This is a genomic window from Trinickia sp. Z7 (assembly GCF_056498045.1).
Genome location: NZ_JAUEQW010000016.1, coordinates 83529 through 102429 on the forward strand (window position 1 = coordinate 83529; position 18901 = coordinate 102429).

19 protein-coding genes are annotated in these 18901 nt (G+C 57.9%); 8 read left to right on the plus strand and 11 right to left on the minus strand.

Annotation, left to right across the window (positions count from 1 at the left end; all coding sequences use genetic code 11):
• Positions 1-62: 62 nt before the first annotated feature.
• The 8 genes from QQS38_RS22175 to QQS38_RS22210 all read right to left on the minus strand — a co-directional run bounded on the left by QQS38_RS22175 (position 63) and on the right by QQS38_RS22210 (position 7113).
• Positions 63-215, minus strand: coding sequence for a hypothetical protein (locus QQS38_RS22175; protein ID WP_479647504.1), 153 nt, complete (start codon positions 213-215; stop codon positions 63-65).
• A gap of 227 nt (positions 216-442) precedes the next feature.
• Positions 443-727: a hypothetical protein gene (locus tag QQS38_RS22180; protein ID WP_479647505.1), complete on the minus strand. Its 285-nt coding sequence runs from the start codon at positions 725-727 to the stop codon at positions 443-445.
• Positions 724-1101, minus strand: coding sequence for a BPSL0761 family protein (locus QQS38_RS22185; RefSeq protein WP_479647506.1), 378 nt, complete (start codon positions 1099-1101; stop codon positions 724-726). Before QQS38_RS22185 ends, QQS38_RS22180 begins: the two co-directional genes overlap by 4 nt.
• The gene (locus QQS38_RS22190; protein WP_479647507.1) at positions 995-1330 is read right to left on the minus strand and encodes a hypothetical protein; all 336 of its coding nucleotides are present in this window, start codon (positions 1328-1330) and stop codon (positions 995-997) included. Before QQS38_RS22190 ends, QQS38_RS22185 begins: the two co-directional genes overlap by 107 nt.
• Positions 1331-1482: 152 nt before the next feature.
• A complete protein-coding gene (locus tag QQS38_RS22195; protein WP_479647508.1) occupies positions 1483-3330 on the minus strand; it encodes a TniQ family protein in 1848 nt (615 codons plus the stop codon).
• Entirely contained in the window at positions 3327-4316 is a 990-nt protein-coding gene (locus QQS38_RS22200; RefSeq protein WP_479647509.1) for a TniB family NTP-binding protein, read from the minus strand. Before QQS38_RS22200 ends, QQS38_RS22195 begins: the two co-directional genes overlap by 4 nt.
• Positions 4313-6343, minus strand: coding sequence for a Mu transposase C-terminal domain-containing protein (locus QQS38_RS22205; RefSeq protein ID WP_479647510.1), 2031 nt, complete (start codon positions 6341-6343; stop codon positions 4313-4315). The genes QQS38_RS22200 and QQS38_RS22205 overlap by 4 nt, the downstream gene beginning before the upstream one ends.
• A complete protein-coding gene (locus QQS38_RS22210; protein ID WP_479647511.1) occupies positions 6340-7113 on the minus strand; it encodes a hypothetical protein in 774 nt (257 codons plus the stop codon). Before QQS38_RS22210 ends, QQS38_RS22205 begins: the two co-directional genes overlap by 4 nt.
• Positions 7114-7683: 570 nt before the next feature.
• On the opposite strand from QQS38_RS22210, the gene QQS38_RS22215 reads away from it, so the two are divergent.
• From QQS38_RS22215 to QQS38_RS22240, 6 genes are all read left to right on the plus strand, one after another.
• Entirely contained in the window at positions 7684-8190 is a 507-nt protein-coding gene (locus tag QQS38_RS22215) for a DUF6471 domain-containing protein (protein WP_479647512.1), read from the plus strand.
• Between the two features lie 234 nt (positions 8191-8424).
• Entirely contained in the window at positions 8425-8634 is a 210-nt protein-coding gene (locus QQS38_RS22220; protein ID WP_479647513.1) for a BPSL0761 family protein, read from the plus strand.
• A 12-nt stretch (positions 8635-8646) separates the two neighbouring features.
• Positions 8647-9444 (plus strand): metallophosphoesterase, encoded by a 798-nt coding sequence (locus QQS38_RS22225; RefSeq protein ID WP_479647514.1) that lies wholly within the window; start codon positions 8647-8649, stop codon positions 9442-9444.
• 185 nt (positions 9445-9629) lie between these two features.
• On the plus strand, positions 9630-10121 hold the full coding sequence (locus tag QQS38_RS22230) for an HAD domain-containing protein (RefSeq protein WP_479647515.1): 492 nt from the start codon (positions 9630-9632) through the stop codon (positions 10119-10121).
• Positions 10111-10506, plus strand: a complete 396-nt coding sequence (locus QQS38_RS22235) for a DUF6088 family protein (RefSeq protein WP_479647516.1) — start codon at positions 10111-10113, stop codon at positions 10504-10506. Before QQS38_RS22230 ends, QQS38_RS22235 begins: the two co-directional genes overlap by 11 nt.
• 847 nt (positions 10507-11353) lie before the next feature.
• Complete coding sequence (locus QQS38_RS22240; RefSeq protein ID WP_479647517.1) at positions 11354-11584, plus strand: hypothetical protein; 231 nt, start codon at positions 11354-11356, stop codon at positions 11582-11584.
• Positions 11585-11672: 88 nt separating this feature from the next.
• On the opposite strand, the gene QQS38_RS22245 is transcribed toward QQS38_RS22240, so the two are convergent.
• Positions 11673-11873: a hypothetical protein gene (locus QQS38_RS22245; protein ID WP_479647518.1), complete on the minus strand. Its 201-nt coding sequence runs from the start codon at positions 11871-11873 to the stop codon at positions 11673-11675.
• Between the two features lie 317 nt (positions 11874-12190).
• Here QQS38_RS22245 and QQS38_RS22250 point away from each other — a divergent pair, with 317 nt between their 5' ends.
• Positions 12191-13072 (plus strand): PIN domain-containing protein, encoded by an 882-nt coding sequence (locus QQS38_RS22250; protein WP_479647519.1) that lies wholly within the window; start codon positions 12191-12193, stop codon positions 13070-13072.
• Positions 13073-13646: 574 nt separating this feature from the next.
• Complete coding sequence (locus tag QQS38_RS22255) at positions 13647-14900, plus strand: hypothetical protein (protein WP_479647520.1); 1254 nt, start codon at positions 13647-13649, stop codon at positions 14898-14900.
• Between the two features lie 81 nt (positions 14901-14981).
• On the opposite strand, the gene QQS38_RS22260 is transcribed toward QQS38_RS22255, so the two are convergent.
• Both QQS38_RS22260 and QQS38_RS22265 read right to left on the minus strand, forming a co-directional pair.
• Positions 14982-15362, minus strand: a complete 381-nt coding sequence (locus QQS38_RS22260) for a hypothetical protein (protein WP_479647521.1) — start codon at positions 15360-15362, stop codon at positions 14982-14984.
• A 355-nt stretch (positions 15363-15717) separates the two neighbouring features.
• A complete protein-coding gene (locus QQS38_RS22265) occupies positions 15718-18726 on the minus strand; it encodes an SIR2 family protein (RefSeq protein ID WP_479647522.1) in 3009 nt (1002 codons plus the stop codon).
• Between the last annotated feature and the right edge of the window lie 175 nt (positions 18727-18901).

Genomic DNA, 18901 nt, shown 5'->3' on the forward strand with positions numbered 1-18901 from the left:
AGTCGGGCCCTTCAACTGCGGCCCCGCGCGATGTGGAGAACGATTGTAAGGCCAGGGATGGTTCACCGTAGTATCAGCACGACCGTGATTGCGGCGGCGAGTGCTGCAGCAAGGACCGAGACGGTCCCACCGAGCCGCATCGCCACCCGGTCGATATTCCTCTGCGATGATGCGAAGCGGAGAAGCGATTCGGCGAATGGGTTGAGCCGCTTCATGTCTTATCTCCTTTGGTTCGGGTGATGCTTGGGAAGCTGGCGATGAAGACGGCCCTCGTTCGACCACCGTCCGGTGGTTGCCTGTTCTCCTACGAGCGCGAGAGAATCGCGCTCGTTCTTCGGTACAAGGTCGATGTTCATTGCCCGCTATCGTTGCCGTTCTCCGGCCCCGACAGTAACGCACGCGTGCGCTTCATCACCCACGCAATCTCCGCGGGAGAAAAATCTCATTGACCGGCGCTGACCTTGCCGTTCACGCTCCTTTCGACCTTCCCGAGCGCATCGTCCAACGGCCAGCCGTGCTCGGACATTTTTCGCGATGTATATGCCGCCAGCTGGCGCGCGAGGTCTTCGCAGACCTCATGGCGCGTCCACAACTCATCGTCTGTGAGACCGATGCAATACCGCCCGTCCTTCTCGTGCACCAGAAGCTTGGGCTGCGCACCGGGTACGACTCCGGGCCACGGCTCTCTGGGGAAATCGTCAGGAACCACATGCTGCTCGGCCATCATCTGCTCCTAGGTTGCTGCATGTCGGCTCCGCCGCCGGACCGCGCACGTCCTGAATATTCCGGAGTTGCTGCTGCGCTAACTTGCGAATGTTCAGGGGCCGCCCAGACTCCCGGCAGTGCTGCAGCGGAAATATCGAGGTCGACGTCCAGCGGGTAGTGCCGAAGTAGCCGTACCGCAATTGCGTGAATATCGATGCCGCTGGCTACGTCGTCGGAAGCGGCGAGCAGCTGTAACAGCTCTCGCGTCTCAATAACGGCTTTCGTGCGCTCATATGGCATTGTCATCGTCAGCTCCGTCAAGCAGGCGTTCGGTGACGTCGGTGTACGACGTGACCTCGTACAGTTCGCACCACCTCTTCCAGACGTACTCAACATTCAATGACCAGCCTTTCCTGCCGACCAGCTCATAAATGCGTCCCGTCTGAGTCGTACCCTGCAAGGTGACAGGGTCGAACGTCACTATCGGGGAGCTGACGCGCCCCGACGAGTCAAGCATATCCACGCCAACAAAATGCCGGCTCCCATCCTCCGTCTCGAATATGCGCCATCGAGATAACGGAATCTTCGGCAATTCGGAAGCGGGGCGTGGTTTCCAGATGGGCATCGTAGTCTCCTGGTGGTGGAACGTCATACCCTTCGCGTTTCTTGCCGAAAGTCCTGGCGGCAAAACGAGCGAGCCCGACCTGTGCATGGCTGGCGACGTATATGCCGGCCAGGCGACACGCCGATGGTTCGACGTATCGCTCGCTTGCTTTCTCATTGTGTCAACGATGCGGATACAAACAGGTCGTGCCCAGCTCTCGCCCCGAGAACAGCCAGTCGCCCGAGGTCTGAAATCCGGACCAGGCCGCCGCGCGCATTTCCACCTGGAAGCTGCTGGGCGCCAACAAGCTCAATGCCGGACAGCGACCTCGACAATGCCGACGACTTCGTGCCCATGCCGCGAGCGAGGTCTGCAAGAGGCACATACGTCTGCCGGAAGGCCAGCAGCTGATGAGGCAGTACCACGCGGCACGGCTGGCCGCGGAGCACAATCGACTGCGAATCGAGCAGGCCCTGGTCTATCCAGTGTGAGATGCTTTCCCACTTCCAGCCGGTGAACTTCGACAACTGCTGAATCGACATACCTGCTTCGAGCAACGGCGTGCCGAAGTACGTCGCGACGTCGTCACGGCGAAAAGCCATGTCGCCGAGTCGGCGGCCGCGAACGACCGCCTTTATCTTGCCGTCAGCGATTGCCTGCATCAGGTTCTGGATAGCCTGACGGTCGCCCATACGTCGACTGGTGAATGCTGACCATACGACTCTCTCGTCATCGGAGGCTGCAGCAGGCTCGGCTGCATCGCGAACGCGCTCGACCAGTCCCAGCAGCGAGCGGCGCTCGACCTGACCGCCCTTCAGGATGTCATGGCGCCAGTTGATGTCCGAGCGAATCACGCCGGCGGCCATCATGTGCTCGAGCACCGACGACGGAACGCCTGCCGTTTCGCAAGCCTGCGCACCGCTTATCCACTCACGGCGCCGTTGCTGGATACGGGACACTTCTGCGCTTGGGACTTCGTAGACGTGTCCGCGGGTTCCCACGCGGCGCGTGCGGTAGTCACACTCGCCCGCCTGAATTGCGGTGTGCAAACGAGACGCACTAACGCCGATGGCCTTGGCGGCATCGGGTGCGCGCATGTGGTCCGTTGCGGTCTCGACGAGCGCTTTTGCGGAGTCCAATCCGAGCACACCGTCGAATCGCTCGGCAGCAACTTCGATGACGATTTTGAGGAGCAGCTCAAGCGCCGTACCCTGACAAAGTTTTCGAAGGCTGACGTACCAGGGGCCAAGCAGTGTATTAAGAGTTCGAGCATCCGGCCGACCGGCTCTTATACGCCCCTCCACATGCGACGTGAACTTTGCCGGCCACTCGACCAGTAGACCTTCGAGGGGCTCAAGCAACCCGATGGCTTCGTCGACGGATTTCGGCAATGCAGCGTTTCTACGAAGTGGCGGCAACGCCGGGTCGGCATACAGGCAGAGCAGACGCACAACGTCGCCGAGGATGTTGACATCCACGGCGCACACAACTGGCTCTATACCGCCGGACTGCTTGCCGCCGCTCGCAATCAATGTCGACAGCCAGTGCTGGCTAGGGGTGGACTCGATGCGGGGAAGCGCGCGCAATTCATGGCCGCAATCGCAGCGGTCGATGTGGTAACGATTCGACGAGAGCAACTCCCCACAGTCGTTGCATCTGTCGACGAGGCGGATACGGTGGTGAGGGCACGCGGTGACGTAAGCATGCTCCCAATAATGACGCAGATACGGTTCGTCAGCGAGGCATTCCGGACAAATAGCGTCGTTCTGGGTTCGATGCAGGCGCCCCCATCTGCGGCACACAGCCTCCTGCTGGCTTGCAAAATGTGCCCATGTGCTTTCGAGGCCAAGCTGTCCGGCGACAAAATCAGCTTGCGCGAGCAATGCGCTTCGATTGCGTTGTATGTCGGCGAGTCCTGCCAGCTCGCGCCAGTTAGACAGGATGTTATCCGCGGCAAGCCTCCGGTAGTAGCCGAACCCCGATTCGTCATCTCGCGGCGCATAAGTTAGGACAAGAGTCACCGGGCGCCTCCGACCTGTTCAGCGATGATTTGTACAGCAAGGTCGTTGTCGTTCATCACTTGCACGAAAGCTTGGTGAAGCGCAGCGGGGGCGACATCCGCCTGCATGGACTCCGGATTCGCAAATGCCCGAAAGTGGCGCGAACCGGCGGCTTCGATAGCATTCGCTGCCGCCTTGCAGTCATCAAACGTAAGTAGTCTGGGAGACTCATACGCCATTTGGCTCGCGAGTTCCTGCATGAACCGACTTAGTACTCCGGTCAACCCGCCAGTCATGAGGTAGCATTGGTATGTGAGCGCATGTGCCGGCAAAGCTATTGGATAGCCGGACTCGCTAAAAAGATTTGCGTAGGTCATTACGCAGACATGGAACGCATTCATGTGTTCAACAATACGGGAGTCGTAAGGCAAAAAGCGACGCGGCGCCGACGCGCGCATGCGCAACTGTTCGTTATGTTCAAAGAGACGCTCGAGACGCGGCACGCCGAACAGAAACACCGTCAGATTGTGCGAGTCCGCCAGTGCCTTGAACCAGTCTCCCGCCGAACGCGGCGGCACGCGCGCACCCGGTTCGACCAGGTGACTTGCCTCTTCGAAAATCACGGTGCGCGTGCCGGCGAGTTTCAACTGGTCCAGCATGCGGTTGCCCATCGCGCCCGACGTGATACTTCGTTGCACCGGCAGGCCTAGCGCGGTGAGAACGCTAGACGGCAGCAGCAGCGGCGATACGGGCGTGGGCACGGGCACGACAAGTACAGGCACGTGGCGTCGCCCGTCCACCCTCGTTTCGGGAAAGGCCCGTCGCAATGCGTTGATGAGCATAGTCTTGCCAACCCGCGACGGCCCCATCACGCGCTCGATACGGCTTGCTCCCCCGTCCATGGCGTCCTCGATGCGCTGCCGGAGCGGTCTGAAGTGCTCGACGAACAACAAATGCTGAAGCTCGCAACCTTCAATATTTCGACGCAGCTTTTGTGCAGGTGTCATTTCAACAAATCCCCGCTTTCACGGTCCACCAAGGGAAGCAGGGACACCTCGCCGAGCATCTGACTGACAGGCGACACAGCGGTGGATGGCGTGACCTGACCTGCATTCGACCCGCCTGACGTGAAGGCTGGCGGAAGCTGCGGGCTCGGCTGCTTGGTTGCACGCTCAATAGCCCTGGCCTCCTTCTCTCGGCGCGCGGTTTCCCGATTTCTGTCATATTTGCTCGGCTTCTTGCGCTTGGGCGCAAGGGAGTCGGACGCGGCTTTCCCATGCATATCGCGGTCGAACTTTTCCGCCTGCGGGGACGGACTGAAGCTAGATTTGTGCTTGTTGAACCGCTCTTTCGCCTCGCTGAATGACCAAGCTGGCGTCTCGGGTGTCAGGTGCTCATATAACAGCGCAATAAGGGGCAAATCATCGCCCTCGTAGACATAAACGCGACGAAAGTCGTCCGGGTTGAAAAGGACTCTAACCGGCCGCTGCTCACCATATCTGGCAATCAGGGGCCCGATTTGGTCGCCCTTGTAATGCAGCCCGTCTATCGTGATGCCCGTCTTTCGGCTCAACCGACGCTCCGTATGCTCGTAAAGTGCTGCGAGCCATTCGGCACGTGAGGGCGGAAGTGAAATCGCAAAGCACGACTCCTCGAAATACTTCCAGCGCGCGGCCGGCGTGTCGCCCTTGGACAACCCTGAGAGGACGGCATCCCACTGCAAGCGCTCAAGCGGAGCGTGAATCCACCGTTCGTAAAACCAGCGCACAATCCAGCGCTCGAGTTCATCCAGCGTCATAAGTTGGTCGCCCAACGCAATGGGGTCGCGTTGGCCGTCTTTTCCGTCCATACGAGTACAGCCCGGCAGCCCTTCCAGCGCTTCCTTGAGCGAGCGATTGAGGCGTTCGATGTAGGGCTTTTCGTGCCCGGCCCTGGCCCTGCAATGCTTTACATCTACCCCCAACCTTTCCAAATTCTGGATGCGACTGGTTTTGGCTTCTGGACCGTTATCAAAGACAAGCTGCCCCGGCGTGCCGCATACGTTCATGTCGTGGTCGATGCCCATTTCCTTGAAGCGTTTCAGCTTGACAGGGGCCATATACATTTCCGCGCACGCGAGCGACTCCCTGTCGGTCGGAGCGCCGACAATTAAGTGCCAGCCGAGTGGGTAACTCGTGCAGCAGTCGACGGCATGCACGAGGTAGAGCTGGCTGGTCACCCCGCTCGGCGTCTCGACGACGAACGGAAGGTGCAGTGCATCTTGCTCGACGCGCTCGAACGGCACTTCCGCCCGGATACGCCTTTTCGCAAATGACTTTCCAGACACGGCATCCGTCGGGAGCATTCGGTCGTGTTGGGGGTCTGCACTAGCAAAGCGCAAAATGGTGTTCTTGACGTATCTGGCGGTTATCGCCGTGCCAGTAGCTGGCAAAAATGTGCCATGCACCTTGAGGTTGACATCGTCAGTCACTCTCTTCAGCGACCAGCGAGACATAGGCACCAGGTAGTGCTGTTCCGCGACCGTGCAAATCGTGTTGACGACTTCCTTGGGGTATCGGGGCTCGCGATTTCCCTTGTTTTTATTGCCGCGAAGTACGGGCAGTCCTGCCATCTCCGACTTTCGATACCGGTACATCGTTGACTGGGGTGGAAATGGATACGGCGGCAAGGCAGCCTCACTGCCGTACTGTTCTGCGGCGAGGAGATACGCCTGCCGAAAGCTTAGGCCTCGCTGCTTCTCGATGGAATGAATGCGCCGCATTGCCTCACGAATGAAGATGCTTCGTTCATGAAGCGCATTGTCGTCGGGTTGCGCCGCATGACTGAAACGTGGCTTGCCGAGGCGAAGCAGCATAAGCTCGCCGGCGTAGATGTCGGCGAGAATCTTCGCCAACGAGACATATCTGTCCTCGCGCTTTTCAGCATCAAATACCTTGACGTATCCAAGCCGCGGGCTGGGGTCAAGGACCTCCAGGTAGGCGTCGTGACTCCTGGGCGGAGCGAGCCGGTCGTGAAGGAGCAGTGTGCGGGTCATCGTTCGACTCCTTCGAGAAGACAGAGATGGTCCAAGTCGCCATACGCGACGGACAGCTCGAGCGCGCCGCAGATTGGATGACGAACTAGGTCTGCCGCGAGCACGCCGCCGACGAGCAGGACGGGGATGAGCGACGGAGAAAGTGCGAGGTCCGAACACAGCATTTGGAGCGAGATGGGATGGTCCTCGCAGCGCCGTGTGACCCTCTCAATGAGTTCTTCGTTCAGGTGCGAGCGGACATGGTGGGCGGCTTGTTTAAGCACCCGCGAATTCATCCGAATAGGATGCGACGTGTTCGCCGGAACAACCACGGTGCGCAGGGGATAGTTGTTGGCGGCCAGAACCGGGCGAGCGCGTGCAACCTTGTCCCAATAGACGTCGTCGCCTTCGAAGCCTTCTGCCTTGACCTCGATGGCGTGGTGGAGGCCGTCTTGCCAGTCGATACTGAAGTCGACGGTATAGAACTTCGGGCCGGACACGTCGCGATGTTTATGCCATGCCTCGCGCACAGCTTCTCGCGTGAAAAGCAGGCGCTGGTCAATCAGGTCGACACAAAACGGCTGAGGCTGGAAAGCTCTGACGCGCGGGTCAATCGCCAACAGATGCGTGACAAATCGCTCGGCATCGGATTCGACAATCAGGTGGCCGTCCGCCTTCTCGCTGTAAGTGCCGAACTTCGCCTTACCGTAGGTTGATGCCGTGTGGCGGATTCCGGTATTTGCCGCGCTCAGTCGACTGCGACGGCCATAGTACGCAGGCGTGCGGCTCATCGCACACCTCCTATCCAGACGCAGTTGCCAAGGGTTTCTGGTCCGTCAACCGACCAAGGGCCAAAGCAAAGGTATGCGTTGCTACCGTCAGTCATCGTGTCCTCGCAAAATATGTTCACGAGGCGTATAGACAGGGGGCCCGGTATCTAAAATTTAGATGGGGCTATGCATTGTGGCGTGCTGCGGCGCGAGCGTTTTAGAGGTGCGGTTACGCAAACTGCGTCGGCCCAAAACGCGTGCGGTACGCTTGCAACTATCGGTGACCTCAGCAGGAAGGGTTAGACACCGTCCGTTCGCGCCCTATGCGCCGGCCGTAACGTCTCCCCGAACGTGACAACTCGCCCTTTAAGAAACGTCGAAAGCGAAGCCCGAGCGCGGTAAGCGACAGTCTCCCGGGAAGCCAAAAATCCTGAGGCGCTAGCCGCGCCGGAACAGTCCTCGTAAAATGAATCGCGAATGGGGACGCTGCCGCCCGCAAGCGAGCGACGGCATCTCGTCGAGTCACCATAAACAGCAATTTTCATTGCGGTCTTTATCATAGTAGGCCCTTCAAAGAGGTCAAGACATTTCGTGCAGCCAGATACTCAGTGGACTCGCCTTGCCAGTCGCGTCATTAAGGTCGCGCTTGCACGCAAAGACCTGAGCTACGCCGAACTCGCGAGCGCACTTTCGGCATCGGGCGTTTCCGAAACCGAAGGCTCCTTGCTGAGCAAGCTCTTCCGGGGTTCTCCGAAGCTCTCCCTTCTCCTGCAAATCATTGAGATATCGGGCGCCCAACCTCCCGCGCAATGGTCGAGCGCGATGGAACTCGAAGGGAATTGGCAGAGCCGCGCGGCAGCCGTACTCGCATCCGAGTTCGCGTGCCAGCCTTGGGTAACACCAGCAGAACTGACGAGACGTTTGCAATCGATTGGCGTCAGCGTGTCCGAACGCACACTCGTCGCTCATCTGACTGAAGGTACCGCATCGCTCGCGCTCACGCTGCAGTGTTTGGCCACGCTGGGAAGCCGGAGCCTTGAGCGCTACATCGATACGGAAGACTTGGTCGCGGCGGCGAGAGCATCGGCCGGCCTGTGACGCCGTGTGCGTCGTCCTTGCTTTTCTTTGTCCAGCGCATATGATTAAACGCAATATTTATTGCGGTTCTTGCGCGCGCCATGGAGACCCCTCGAGCGAAGCCCTTCAGCAACGAGTCTGTTGTTGAGTTCGCTGGCTGGTCTATCCGGCACTGGAGACGCGCAGGCTACGCCGCGACGTAACGGACGGGCTGTTGACTGCCCCGTGTGTCGACACCGTTGACGGGAGCAAAGGATGACCACGCCCTATGAGCGCACGAAGGCTGTCGTCGAGACACGAGCCCTTCTCGAGATACTCGCGGTGGCCGAAGAGGTCTCAGTGGCCGGTCTCGTTCAGTCGCTCGCCGTGTGCCTCTTGCGTCACTATCCGCTCGATGTCGACATAGCAGTATCGGCTGCCGCGATACCAACACTTTGGGCACAGCCACACGGGGAAAAGCCATGAAGGCAGGTTCGAATGCGAATCCAGCTTGCTTCTGACCTGCACCTGGAGTTGCTTGCCAAGCAATTCCCCGGCGAGACCCTGATAAAGCACGCGCACATGGTCGACGTGCTGGTGCTGGCTGGCGACATCACCCGAGCAAGCGACGCGGTCGAGCTGTTCGGAGCCTGGCCAGTACCTGTCATCTACGTCGCCGGAAATCACGAGTTCTATCATGAATGTTATGAAGACACCTTCATGAGGCTGAAGGAGCGAACGCAAGACACCTCGATTCGATTTCTCGAACGAGACATCGTCGATTTCGGAGGCGTCCGATTTCTCGGCTGCATCCTGTGGACGGACTACCTTCTCTTCGGCGCTCAATTGCAGCGTCAAGCGATGAAGAGTGCGCAGCGCCATCTTAATGACCATCGTGTAATCCGTACAGCAGTCGGAGACCGCTTCCGCCCAGAATATGCACTTCGTGAACACGCGAAGGCTCGCGCCTGGTTAGGGGAGCAGCTTCAACAGCCCTACGACGGCAAGACAGTCGTGGTCACGCATCACGGAGTACACCCCTCGTCCGTACATCCGCGGTATGCCGGCGATATTACCAACGCAGCCTTTGTGAGTGACCTAACAGATTTGGTTGAGCGGGCGGATTTCTGGTTCCATGGCCACGTCCACGATTCTTTTGATTACAGGGTTGGAAAGTGCCGTGTCATCGCAAATCCCAGAGGCTACGCGCGCAACCGATACAGTGCGACGAGTCCGAAAGCTCTCGAATTTGAAAACGCGTCGTTCCAGCACGCATGCGTCATCGACATTTACTGAATTTATCTCCATCAGCTTATGACCGGTGCCGATGAAAAGGCAGAGGCCCACCGCAAGCAGCGAGGGAAGATTGCATGCAGGGCGCTGCGCGAACTCGCTCGTGTCTTGCAAGGACCGGGGCTCTACTGATGCTACCCGGGGAGCCGAACTTTCGCATCCCACCACCCCGCCACATTGGCGGTAATGTGCTCTACGTCGATTTCGACGGTACGCTGATGCCGCAAAACGTCAGGGTACGAGCGGGACTTGGTCCCTACGTTGCATCCCCACCGGGGCATCGACTGTTCGAGAATGCTCAACTGCTCGAGGATGTTCTTACGCCTTATCCCTCCGTGAAAATTGTATTGAGCACGTCGTGGGTTCGCGCCTATCGGAGCGTTCACAAAGTAGCTCGGCGCCTTCCGGAGGGATTGCGAGAGCGCGTCGTAGGCGCAACGTGGCACAGCGGCATGGATGACGAGTTCTTTCGTGTGGCACCGCGAGGCGTGCAAGTATGGGCTGACGTAGTGCGCAGACGTCCGGCGGCGTGGCTCGCCATCGACGATGACGATTTCGGGTGGCCAGCATGGTGCCGCGACCACCTAGTGCATACAGATGAAGTGCTTGGAATCAGCGCACCGGAGGTGCTGGCCGAGCTGCAAGTGAAGCTACAAGCGATGTTCAGAGATGAAGCTTGAGGCCCGAATCACGCGTTCGATAAAACGCCGCGCGGGTGTCGTCGTTTTGCGCTCCGATGTTGCATCGCTCGGCAGCCCTGCGCAAGTCGGCCGCGTGCTTGCAAAGATGGTCAACGATGGACGCCTGCTGCGCGTCAGCCGTGGGGTGTACTGCAAAACACGAATAAACAAATGGACCGGCCAACTGGCACCGGCGGCGCCGTTCGAGGTGATTGCCGCGCAGACCTTTAGACGACTGCACATCGAGGTGTGGCCAGGCCGGCTCGCGCGCGACTACAACGCAGGACTCACAACGCAACTTCCGGCTAGCGGGGTTGTAAGCACAGGAAAAAGGCGCATCCGCCGAAAAATCCAGGTCGGAAGGAAATCAGTAACGTACGAGTGAGGGCTGTTCCTATGCCGAGAATCGCGATTTACGACGGGAATGTACGCCGGCGTCGGCGCCAGCTTGTGCGCAGTCGAGAGCTCTTGGCGCCTAGGCTGTTTTGCCGACAAAAAGGGATATCCTGCGCTCGGCTGCTACAACTAGAACTGCGCGGAGAAGTGTTTTCAGTGATAGTTGGTCGCAAACCGTACTTCCCGGCGGTGCTTGCCGAGGGCTCGCTCGACCAGCACCGACTCAAGAAGCTTCTGAAACGCCTGGCGCCTGACATTCCGCCGATTGCGAAATATCTTTTTTTGGTTGGTCGCAGGGGCTCACTTGGCGACAAAAGCGTATTGCACGCAATGCGCAGTGGGAAGCGGTACCGTATGGCGCTGCGTCTGGCAGCCAACATTGCGTCCGACTACTGCCAGGAGTTTCGCTAGGACACGCCGCGAAACGCCACCGCTAAGAAGCAGTCGCTTCGATGGCGAGGACGCGTCGTTCTCTGCTCGCCCACATCAGCCTTGTCGAAGGTACTGTTAAAGCCTACGGCAGACCGCCCTTTACGCGTCACGAGGAAGCGACACCACAGCGCCGACAAATTATTGGGCTAGCCCGGCTTGCCCACCAGATGGCATCCCACCGAGTCCTTGCGACACACCGCCAGCGCATCGTCGGATGCATCCACCGAGTTCCTCGGTCTCCTCGTGGTGGTTACGTGGAGTACGATGACAGCTAGTGCATGGTAGAAATTCGGGGGGTAGCAATGAGGTCGACTTCTGGACATGATGTCGCATCAAGCGTGGAAGCAATGGCGACTTTATGCGAGTACTTGGAGCTTACCCTGGATAGAGGCGGGCACCTCATCATGCTGAAAAGCCAAAGCAGCGGCAACTGCACGCTGTACGTCGGCGACGAAACCATGTCGGACGAGGACCTGCCTAAGTGCGGCGCGATTCAGAGCAACCTCGCTGACACCATTCTCGAATCCACGGAGTCTGGTCTCAACGAACTGAGCATCAACGGAGAGACGTATCGATTCACGCGGTTCTTTGCCGAGGTCGGTCATCAAGGCGCTGTGGTGTTCGCGGCAGTCTAGCATCTACTGACGGGTTACTGTTTGTCAGCGTGGCTCGCAAAGAGCCCGATTGGGACGAGGTCTGCTTACGAGTCTTGCACGGCCACCCTCAGTCATGACTATCTACCCACGCGCGGCACCAGTTGAGGCCGACGAGTTGCGCCTCGTCTTCGCTTTCGAAGGTGCCCAGCACACCGGATGTTTCAACTAGCTTGTTATTTCGGGTCACGGTGCCGCTGGCAGCGTATTCGTGGCCTTGCCGGATAGCATGTCCCCAAATCGAATAGCCTTTGTAGACCTTCGCCTCCATCAGCGAACTACTTCTGGCTGGGAACCATTCGAGTCGACGCGCAGCACATTGCCCTTTGGCACCGATAAATTTACAGGTACCTCGTCATATTCTGCATGTCCTGACGCCGCGGTCGCCTCGCGTCAGCTACCGGGCCATGGTGCGAACATCGTGCGCGGAAACGTTGCACCGTGCCAACAGTGCTTCGTGTTCGTCTTGGCCGGCGGAAAGGTGTTCTAATCCGCTAATATGTCGAGTACTCAGCATCGACCTCGACAACCTGAGCGGGTAGCCGAGGCGATATATCAATACTGACGGGAAGAGAACACGGGGACTCCATGCGCGACAGCCACATTCAGTCCGACACACTAAAAGAGTTCCGAGAGTTATATAGCGATGGTGCGCCGCTGGCTTTTTTGGCATCTCTTTTCCAGGTCGATTTGATTCTCGATGCGAACGTCGTCATTAGAGAGCTTACTTGGGCGACCATCAAGCGAAAGAATCCAGATGTGCGTTCCGACCTTCTTGAAGTCCTCGAGGTCGAGACTGTGGTTGCGTGGGCTCCGACTTTCCTCGAAATAGAAGTAGATAAGTACATCCCGCTCATCGTCAATAAGGGCGCCAAGCCTGAGGAACTGCGTGAGCACTGGGCACGTTTGCGAGCGCGAATCAATTTTGTGGATGTTGGTGGCATCCCCAATGACAATCTCGAATACCGAGACCCAAAGGACATTCCATATATCCGCCTGCAAGAAAAAATCAATGCAACCATCGTCACAGCTGACAAAGACATCGCGGGCATGGGGGGGACCAGTGTGCCCCCCATCGCCGTCATGGCAACTTTGCGCGCTTATTCGCGCGCAGCTGCCGTCCAGGTGACGTTTCAGGTCAGCGGCTACATGCTCGGCGGCGTTAGCTTGAATGCTTTGTCCGGCGCAGCAAAATTCTTCTATTCCAAAGCAAGAATCGCGATGGCGAAAATTCCTCGCGAGGTTTGGCTGGGCGTGCTGGCCGCATTGTGTGTAGCGATAGTTGTCCCTGCCTCGCGCGCTTGGCTACGGAAACGACTGGAGACCCTAGCTGGGCCGCTAGGGATAGCCGTCGAGGGCCTCGCAAAGGTCACGACCACGCTCGCGACAGAATATGGTGCGCGAAAGCGGGAAGCAGATGAAGCGTTAGCGGAGGCTCACACCCTCCTTGGCATCAACCATCGGCAATGAATCCGTGACCGGCTATCGACGGCGGAGGCCGATTTCACGGCCGGCCCAGCGATAAGTTTGTTCGCCTTTGCAAAAGTGGTTTAACGGTGGAGGCGCGGGTTATGAGCGCAGAAGTCAAAACTACGGCCATTATCGCTGCGGGGTACGTCTACCAGACCATGCAGGGAGTGAATCTTCTATGCGATTGGTTGGACTCCCCGACGCGGTACACTCGCGTTCGTTTCGAGTGCGATGAAGACACAGTCGCCCCGCAGGGCCTCGACGACCTGGTAGCAGAGCGCCCTGATGGCCGCGTTGACGTATGGCAGGTTCCGACCACTCTCGCAAAGTGAGCTTAGGCGAAACAACACCTGAACGTCTGGCGTACGAAATGGGCGCGTCATTTTGAGTTACGGTATAACTGGGGCTGCGAAATACTGTGACCACTCGACAGGTTACATTATGACAAGACCGGTCACCCTAAAGTTTTCGTGGGACAGTGCCGTTGTTCAGTGGGGTAGTAAGTCTTGGTGCGGCACTTCTGCACGGGTCCGATAGTGAGCCACTCGGCGCTAAATGTTACGGGATAGAAACGATGGCAGTAGAACATCCTTGGGCATATGTGAATAAAACCGGGCAAGCCCACGTCAGCGCCACTCATGAACGCGCCGCACGTATTCCACACGGGGGCAAACCGCTCGGGAAGACCTATTGGAGTCCCCATAAGTCGGGCTCAAGGTGGCCGATGGAACATGTGGTTCTCAAGAGCGGAACGACATTCTTTAAGTACAAGAACAAAGCCGACGAAGCAAAGGGCGGACCGGGAGAGTCGCTGTCACACCGTTTGTTCAAGGACGCAATTTCGAAAATAACTCGAACCCGGCTAAAGCTCGACGGGCTCGGGGAGCATAATATCGAAATGCACGCTGGTGAAACTGAAAAGGAAATTGTGTTTGACGATGGCAAGTACTTCGCAGACGCATACCTTCGGTTCACGTCGGCAACGAACCTCGCAACGCGGTGGGAGGGCGAGGTGTACATCGAGGTTCACCACAAACACGCGGTGCCCGTCGAAAAACAACAGCAACTGCGGGAGCTTGATATACCCGTCGTTGAGGTCAAACTTCCCGAATTTTTCGAATACCGCCATGAAAATGACAGCACGGCGCAGCGCGAAGAGGAGCATGTGAATTGGATTTGCGGAATATTGGAGCAAGGGGGCTTCTTGGCAGGAACAGTCATCAGTGACAGACGCTCAAAAGAGTTTCTGGAGGAACTGATTCGAGAGCTTGAACAGAATCTGCTCAAGGCGAACGCAGACAGAAATGCAATGCGAGATGAATATCAAAAGCGTCTTGAGAAAGCTGACGAGGAGGTCGCGCGTTTGAGACAGCAAGTTGTCGACCAACGGGCAGGAGCGAATCAAATTGCGACACGAATGGATACACTGAAGGGCGAGCTGACCGATGCGCAAAGAAGCCTGAAGGCGGCGAATGACAATTTGGCTGCAGCAAAGGCTGAAGCCGCTAAAGCTAACAAGAGTGCGATTGCCTCCGGCGCCACGCTTTCCGCGCTGCGAAAGAAGCTGAGAGTTGGCCTTCTGGTGGGAGGAATAGTTGTCGTCGGAGCCACGGCATGTGCATTCATCGCGTTCTGGAATTTTGGTACCGGTTTTTCCCAAGCGCAAGCGACGGCGGTTCCTCAAGTGGCCGCGCTCACGCCCGCCCCGCTACCATCGTTGCCGCCAGTCGCTCCCGCCAAGTTCCAAAAGAAGCGCACGCGTCACACGACGAGGCGTGCCACAAGCGAGCAAAGCCTCGGAGCCCCATCCTTCGATGGCTCGTCTTAATTAAAGGTCCAGACGCTGGGCAGTCAAATCCACGTGCGCGGGACGCCCCCATCTTTGGAAATAGGCGAGAGTCTGTATCCGTCAGTGAATCGGTCGTAGCATGCTATAGGCTTCATCGAAGGAGAAGCCATTCGCGACGAGAAGGTCCAACGCCTGATGGTGCTTGGCGCGCTCTTCTACATATTCCTTCAAGAAACCAATGGCGAGTCGGCGCCGGATGGCCATCTCGTCGGCGGCATGAGCTGTGTCCATGATGACAAGAACATGCTTTTCATCGTGCAACGCCTGGAGAAGGGTCTCGACGATGCGCTTCCATCGCTTGAATTGCGGGACGTCTCGAACATTGATGTCATCCTCTTCGCACCCAGACCATGTGTTCAATGTCTTGAAGACGTGAATGTCGCTGGTGGTCCAGTACTGGCGGCGGCCCACTTCGCAGGCCAAGATGGACTTGTGAGTCATGTTGTCGATGTTTTGTAGTCAAGGATGCGACATATAGCGACATCTACGATTGCGACGCATGATGGAGGTTCCCTCCTCCATGTCGCTCAAGCGCCGTGATGAGCCCCAACAGCGGAAATATTGCCAGCTTGACGCGATTCCCGTTGATTCCCACACTGCCGCTGCTACATCACAATCCATCGCATAGGTACGTATCTCGCGAACGTGACCGCCAATTTCGGAACGTGACCGACTCGGCGAGGATTGGGCGTTGCGCCGATACCGTGGGTCACGCCGAGCAAACGAGCTATTTGAAACGTCTTATTCACCAAGAGTCTCCGTAGTTGGTAGGCATGCGGCCAGAGCTCTCAATCGCTTAAATCAGCAGCCGATAGTCGTACGGAGCGGACGTGAAGCCATCAAGGTAAGCGCCGAACTTTGCGATGCTTCCGGCGGAATCCAGCGTCGCGGGCATCCGGGAGTAATAATCCAGCGTATTCCAGTTCATCTTCGAGAGCCCGAGAATCTCTGTGGCGCATTGAACGACGTCTGACTGACCGAGAAAGCGACGGATTCTGAGCGGTGCAGGAATCCGTCGCTTGCCCTGGTAGTACCGCCAGTACTTGTTCTGTGCGCTTGGTGTTGCGCCATGTACCCAAAGTAGTGCCGTGTCGTCGCTCTCAATGATGGTGGTTCCCCGGTACACCGGGAACGTGTCGATTTCGAATCTACCGTCCTTCACCTTGGACGAGAGATACCGGAGCGAGTCTTCTACATTGATTTCAATCAGCTCGATATTTTTGACCCCGTCCAGACCCTGCACCAGTCCGCGCTGCTCCTCCTCCGTGAAGTACGTGCGCTTGTGAATGACGACACGCGTTGGCAGGTGCATCTTCGAGTCGTAGAACAACTGTCTTATGGTGTCCCCGGTCCGCCGTGCATCGTCTTCAGACATGAATGGATTGCGGCCGCGTATCACCGGATTTTCGATGCGCCCAAGTCGAAACTGGAGTCCCTCGCCGCGAGCGCTATAGAGGTGGCTGCATCCGAGCAGGACATGGTTTCCTCTGTCAGCATCGCCGTCGAGGCTGTAGCCAATGCCCACGAAAGCGGTATTTTCATCGAGCGCATCGAGGCGCCACGGCGTACGCATTGCCTTTACATATAAAGCGAGTGAGAGCCACCATCGCACTCTGCAGGTATAGGGATTCTGGGACGTTTCCTCTCGGACGAACTGAGTACTTTGACCATGCCTCGCGGCGTAGGCCTTGATGTAGTCGTGGAGGTTGAATCGCTCGTGCGGAGTGTCGACGAGCTTGAAGGATTCCCATCTCCGCGGCACAAATACAAGAACCGTATCGCTTGGTCGGGCTCGGCGCAGGTGGTCGAGCGCCTCGCATATCCTGTGCGCAAGCTGCTTGGCACCGGTTAGAGCGTCGGTCGAGACACCATCGTCCAAAGTCACCCAAGTCGTATCGCCTCTTGCTGGCACTCGAAGTGGCAACCCGAAGGCAGCGGGAAACCCTGGAAAGTCGTGCAGATAGTCCCGTTCGCTTTGCTCTGGGCGCGCGACCTCCTGCAAACCTTTAAGGAAGCGCTCAAATCCTCCGGACAAATCGGTGGGGCAGATGACAGCGGTTACAGTCGATGGGCACAGCCGGCTCGCGGTCAGCGAATGGTCCCACGGGCGGTTCATGACCAACCCGTGTAGCGGGTTTGGATTGCGCGCTTCGGACTTGCCGACTTTCGCACCAAAGACGAGCGGCGCGTCGGCAACGATGATGCCGTTCTGTTTGGCATGCCTCGCGAGGTTCGGCGGGAGTGCGGACTTGCCCTTCTGGGCGAGTCCTGCGTACAGAGGGATTTTCGAAATGGTGAACGAGCCGTCTCCGTCGGCTTCCAGTTCTTTGTCTACCAACTGGCGCACCCAATACATGAGGTCGCCATCGAACTTGTCGTTGTGCTGGAATCCGTAAATCGCCACTCGAAGCGCCTTCTGCGGTTCGAGTGGTGCGACTTCGCCATCTTCGGTCGTTGCGACAATTTCCGGCGTTAGCACGACGTGGGGGACACCGTCCACACCGACGATGTTAATGGAGAGCGCTCGATGTATCCGATAGGTAATGCGGTCCAGGTCTCGCGTTTGGTAGTGAACTGGCTCCCAGATTCGCCGGCGGCAGTCTGTATGAACGTCGAGCGTTCTTGCTGCTGCCATTACGAGCGCCCTTCGAAACAGGGATGTAACTCTGCCGTCAAAAACGATGTTTTCGTCCGAAATCTCTACACGGGTCGGCGATACTCGAAGTGCCTCGGCAAACACACGCGAGGCAACTGCCATTTCTCCGAGACACAGCGCCCCCTTTTCGAATACCACGGTTTGCCCAAGTTCAGGCGGCATCCGCTCAGAAAGCCAGTCTCGCCAACTGCCCTGCTCGGGCAGTGCCAGGTCAAGTTTGAGAGCGTTCTTAGGATAGCCGAGACGGTAGGCGTTGCCTTTTACCAGAGCGCTGACAGGCAGCGGCGGTACCGCGAACGCCATTTTTTGCCCGACGGTCGGCGACGCCGCCTCGATGACCTTCTTTGCCCGCTCCAGTCGCTCGCCCGACAGGCGGCGCAAAGCCAACCTCGATATTACGTCGTCGAAGCCGACGGTATCGATGTAGAACGCAGACTCGCGTGCGGGGTCGACTGAACCAATGAGCTGCCGGACCTCGGCCGCTGGCTCGGCGCCGTAGCCACACCAATAAAGCCGGCAACTGGAATGAGCAGAGTATGCGGCGGAAAGAACCCTCATCAGCGATTGGTCACGGCCGCTGTAGCCGATGACTACCAGGTCGTGGTCTTTGAGCTCGTGCAGGAATTCCTCGCGAAGAATAGCGTCCTGCTCCTGAAGCTCTGCGACCGAATTCTTCAAGTAGTCGTATCGAAAATCACCGTGCAGGGAAATTAGCCGCAGCTCGTCGCCGTTCTGTGGGCGCGAGGCGCGATGCGGCGTGTCTATCCCGACTTCGACGCATACAACATTGGCAGCCATACAGGCGCGCGCTACGAGGCTATCGAAGTTCGTCGTCCAGACGGTGCGAACGCAACCAGCGTCCGCGAGCAACGCGGTGAGTTTGTAACCAACGTGTGGTTTGGCTGCTGCGATGAAATGGTGAAAGAAGGCTCGACGGTCAAGCGAGGTCGGATAGCATTCTTCAGCGTAAAACGAGTATTCCTCGGCACTGCCATCTACCGGGTAGTTAGGCTGCTGGTCAATCCAGCTTTGAATAATGCGGCGGGTACCGGGAAGTGACAACTCTTCAACTGAATCGCGCAGCGTCGGGTTCTTCGTAACGAAGATGTCGCGTTTCCACTCCCAGATACATCTCTGGGCCGAAGGCATGCCGGAGGTTATCGACGCACCGGCCCCCAGCAGAAGACAGATTGGTCAATTGTAAGCGCTAGATCCGCCACACGTCGTAAGGGGCCCCGTTACCGGGTAACATGTTTCATATCGACGGTTACCGGGTAACGAGGGAGGTGCGAGATGACGCAAACGACGGCGCAGCGGCAAGCGG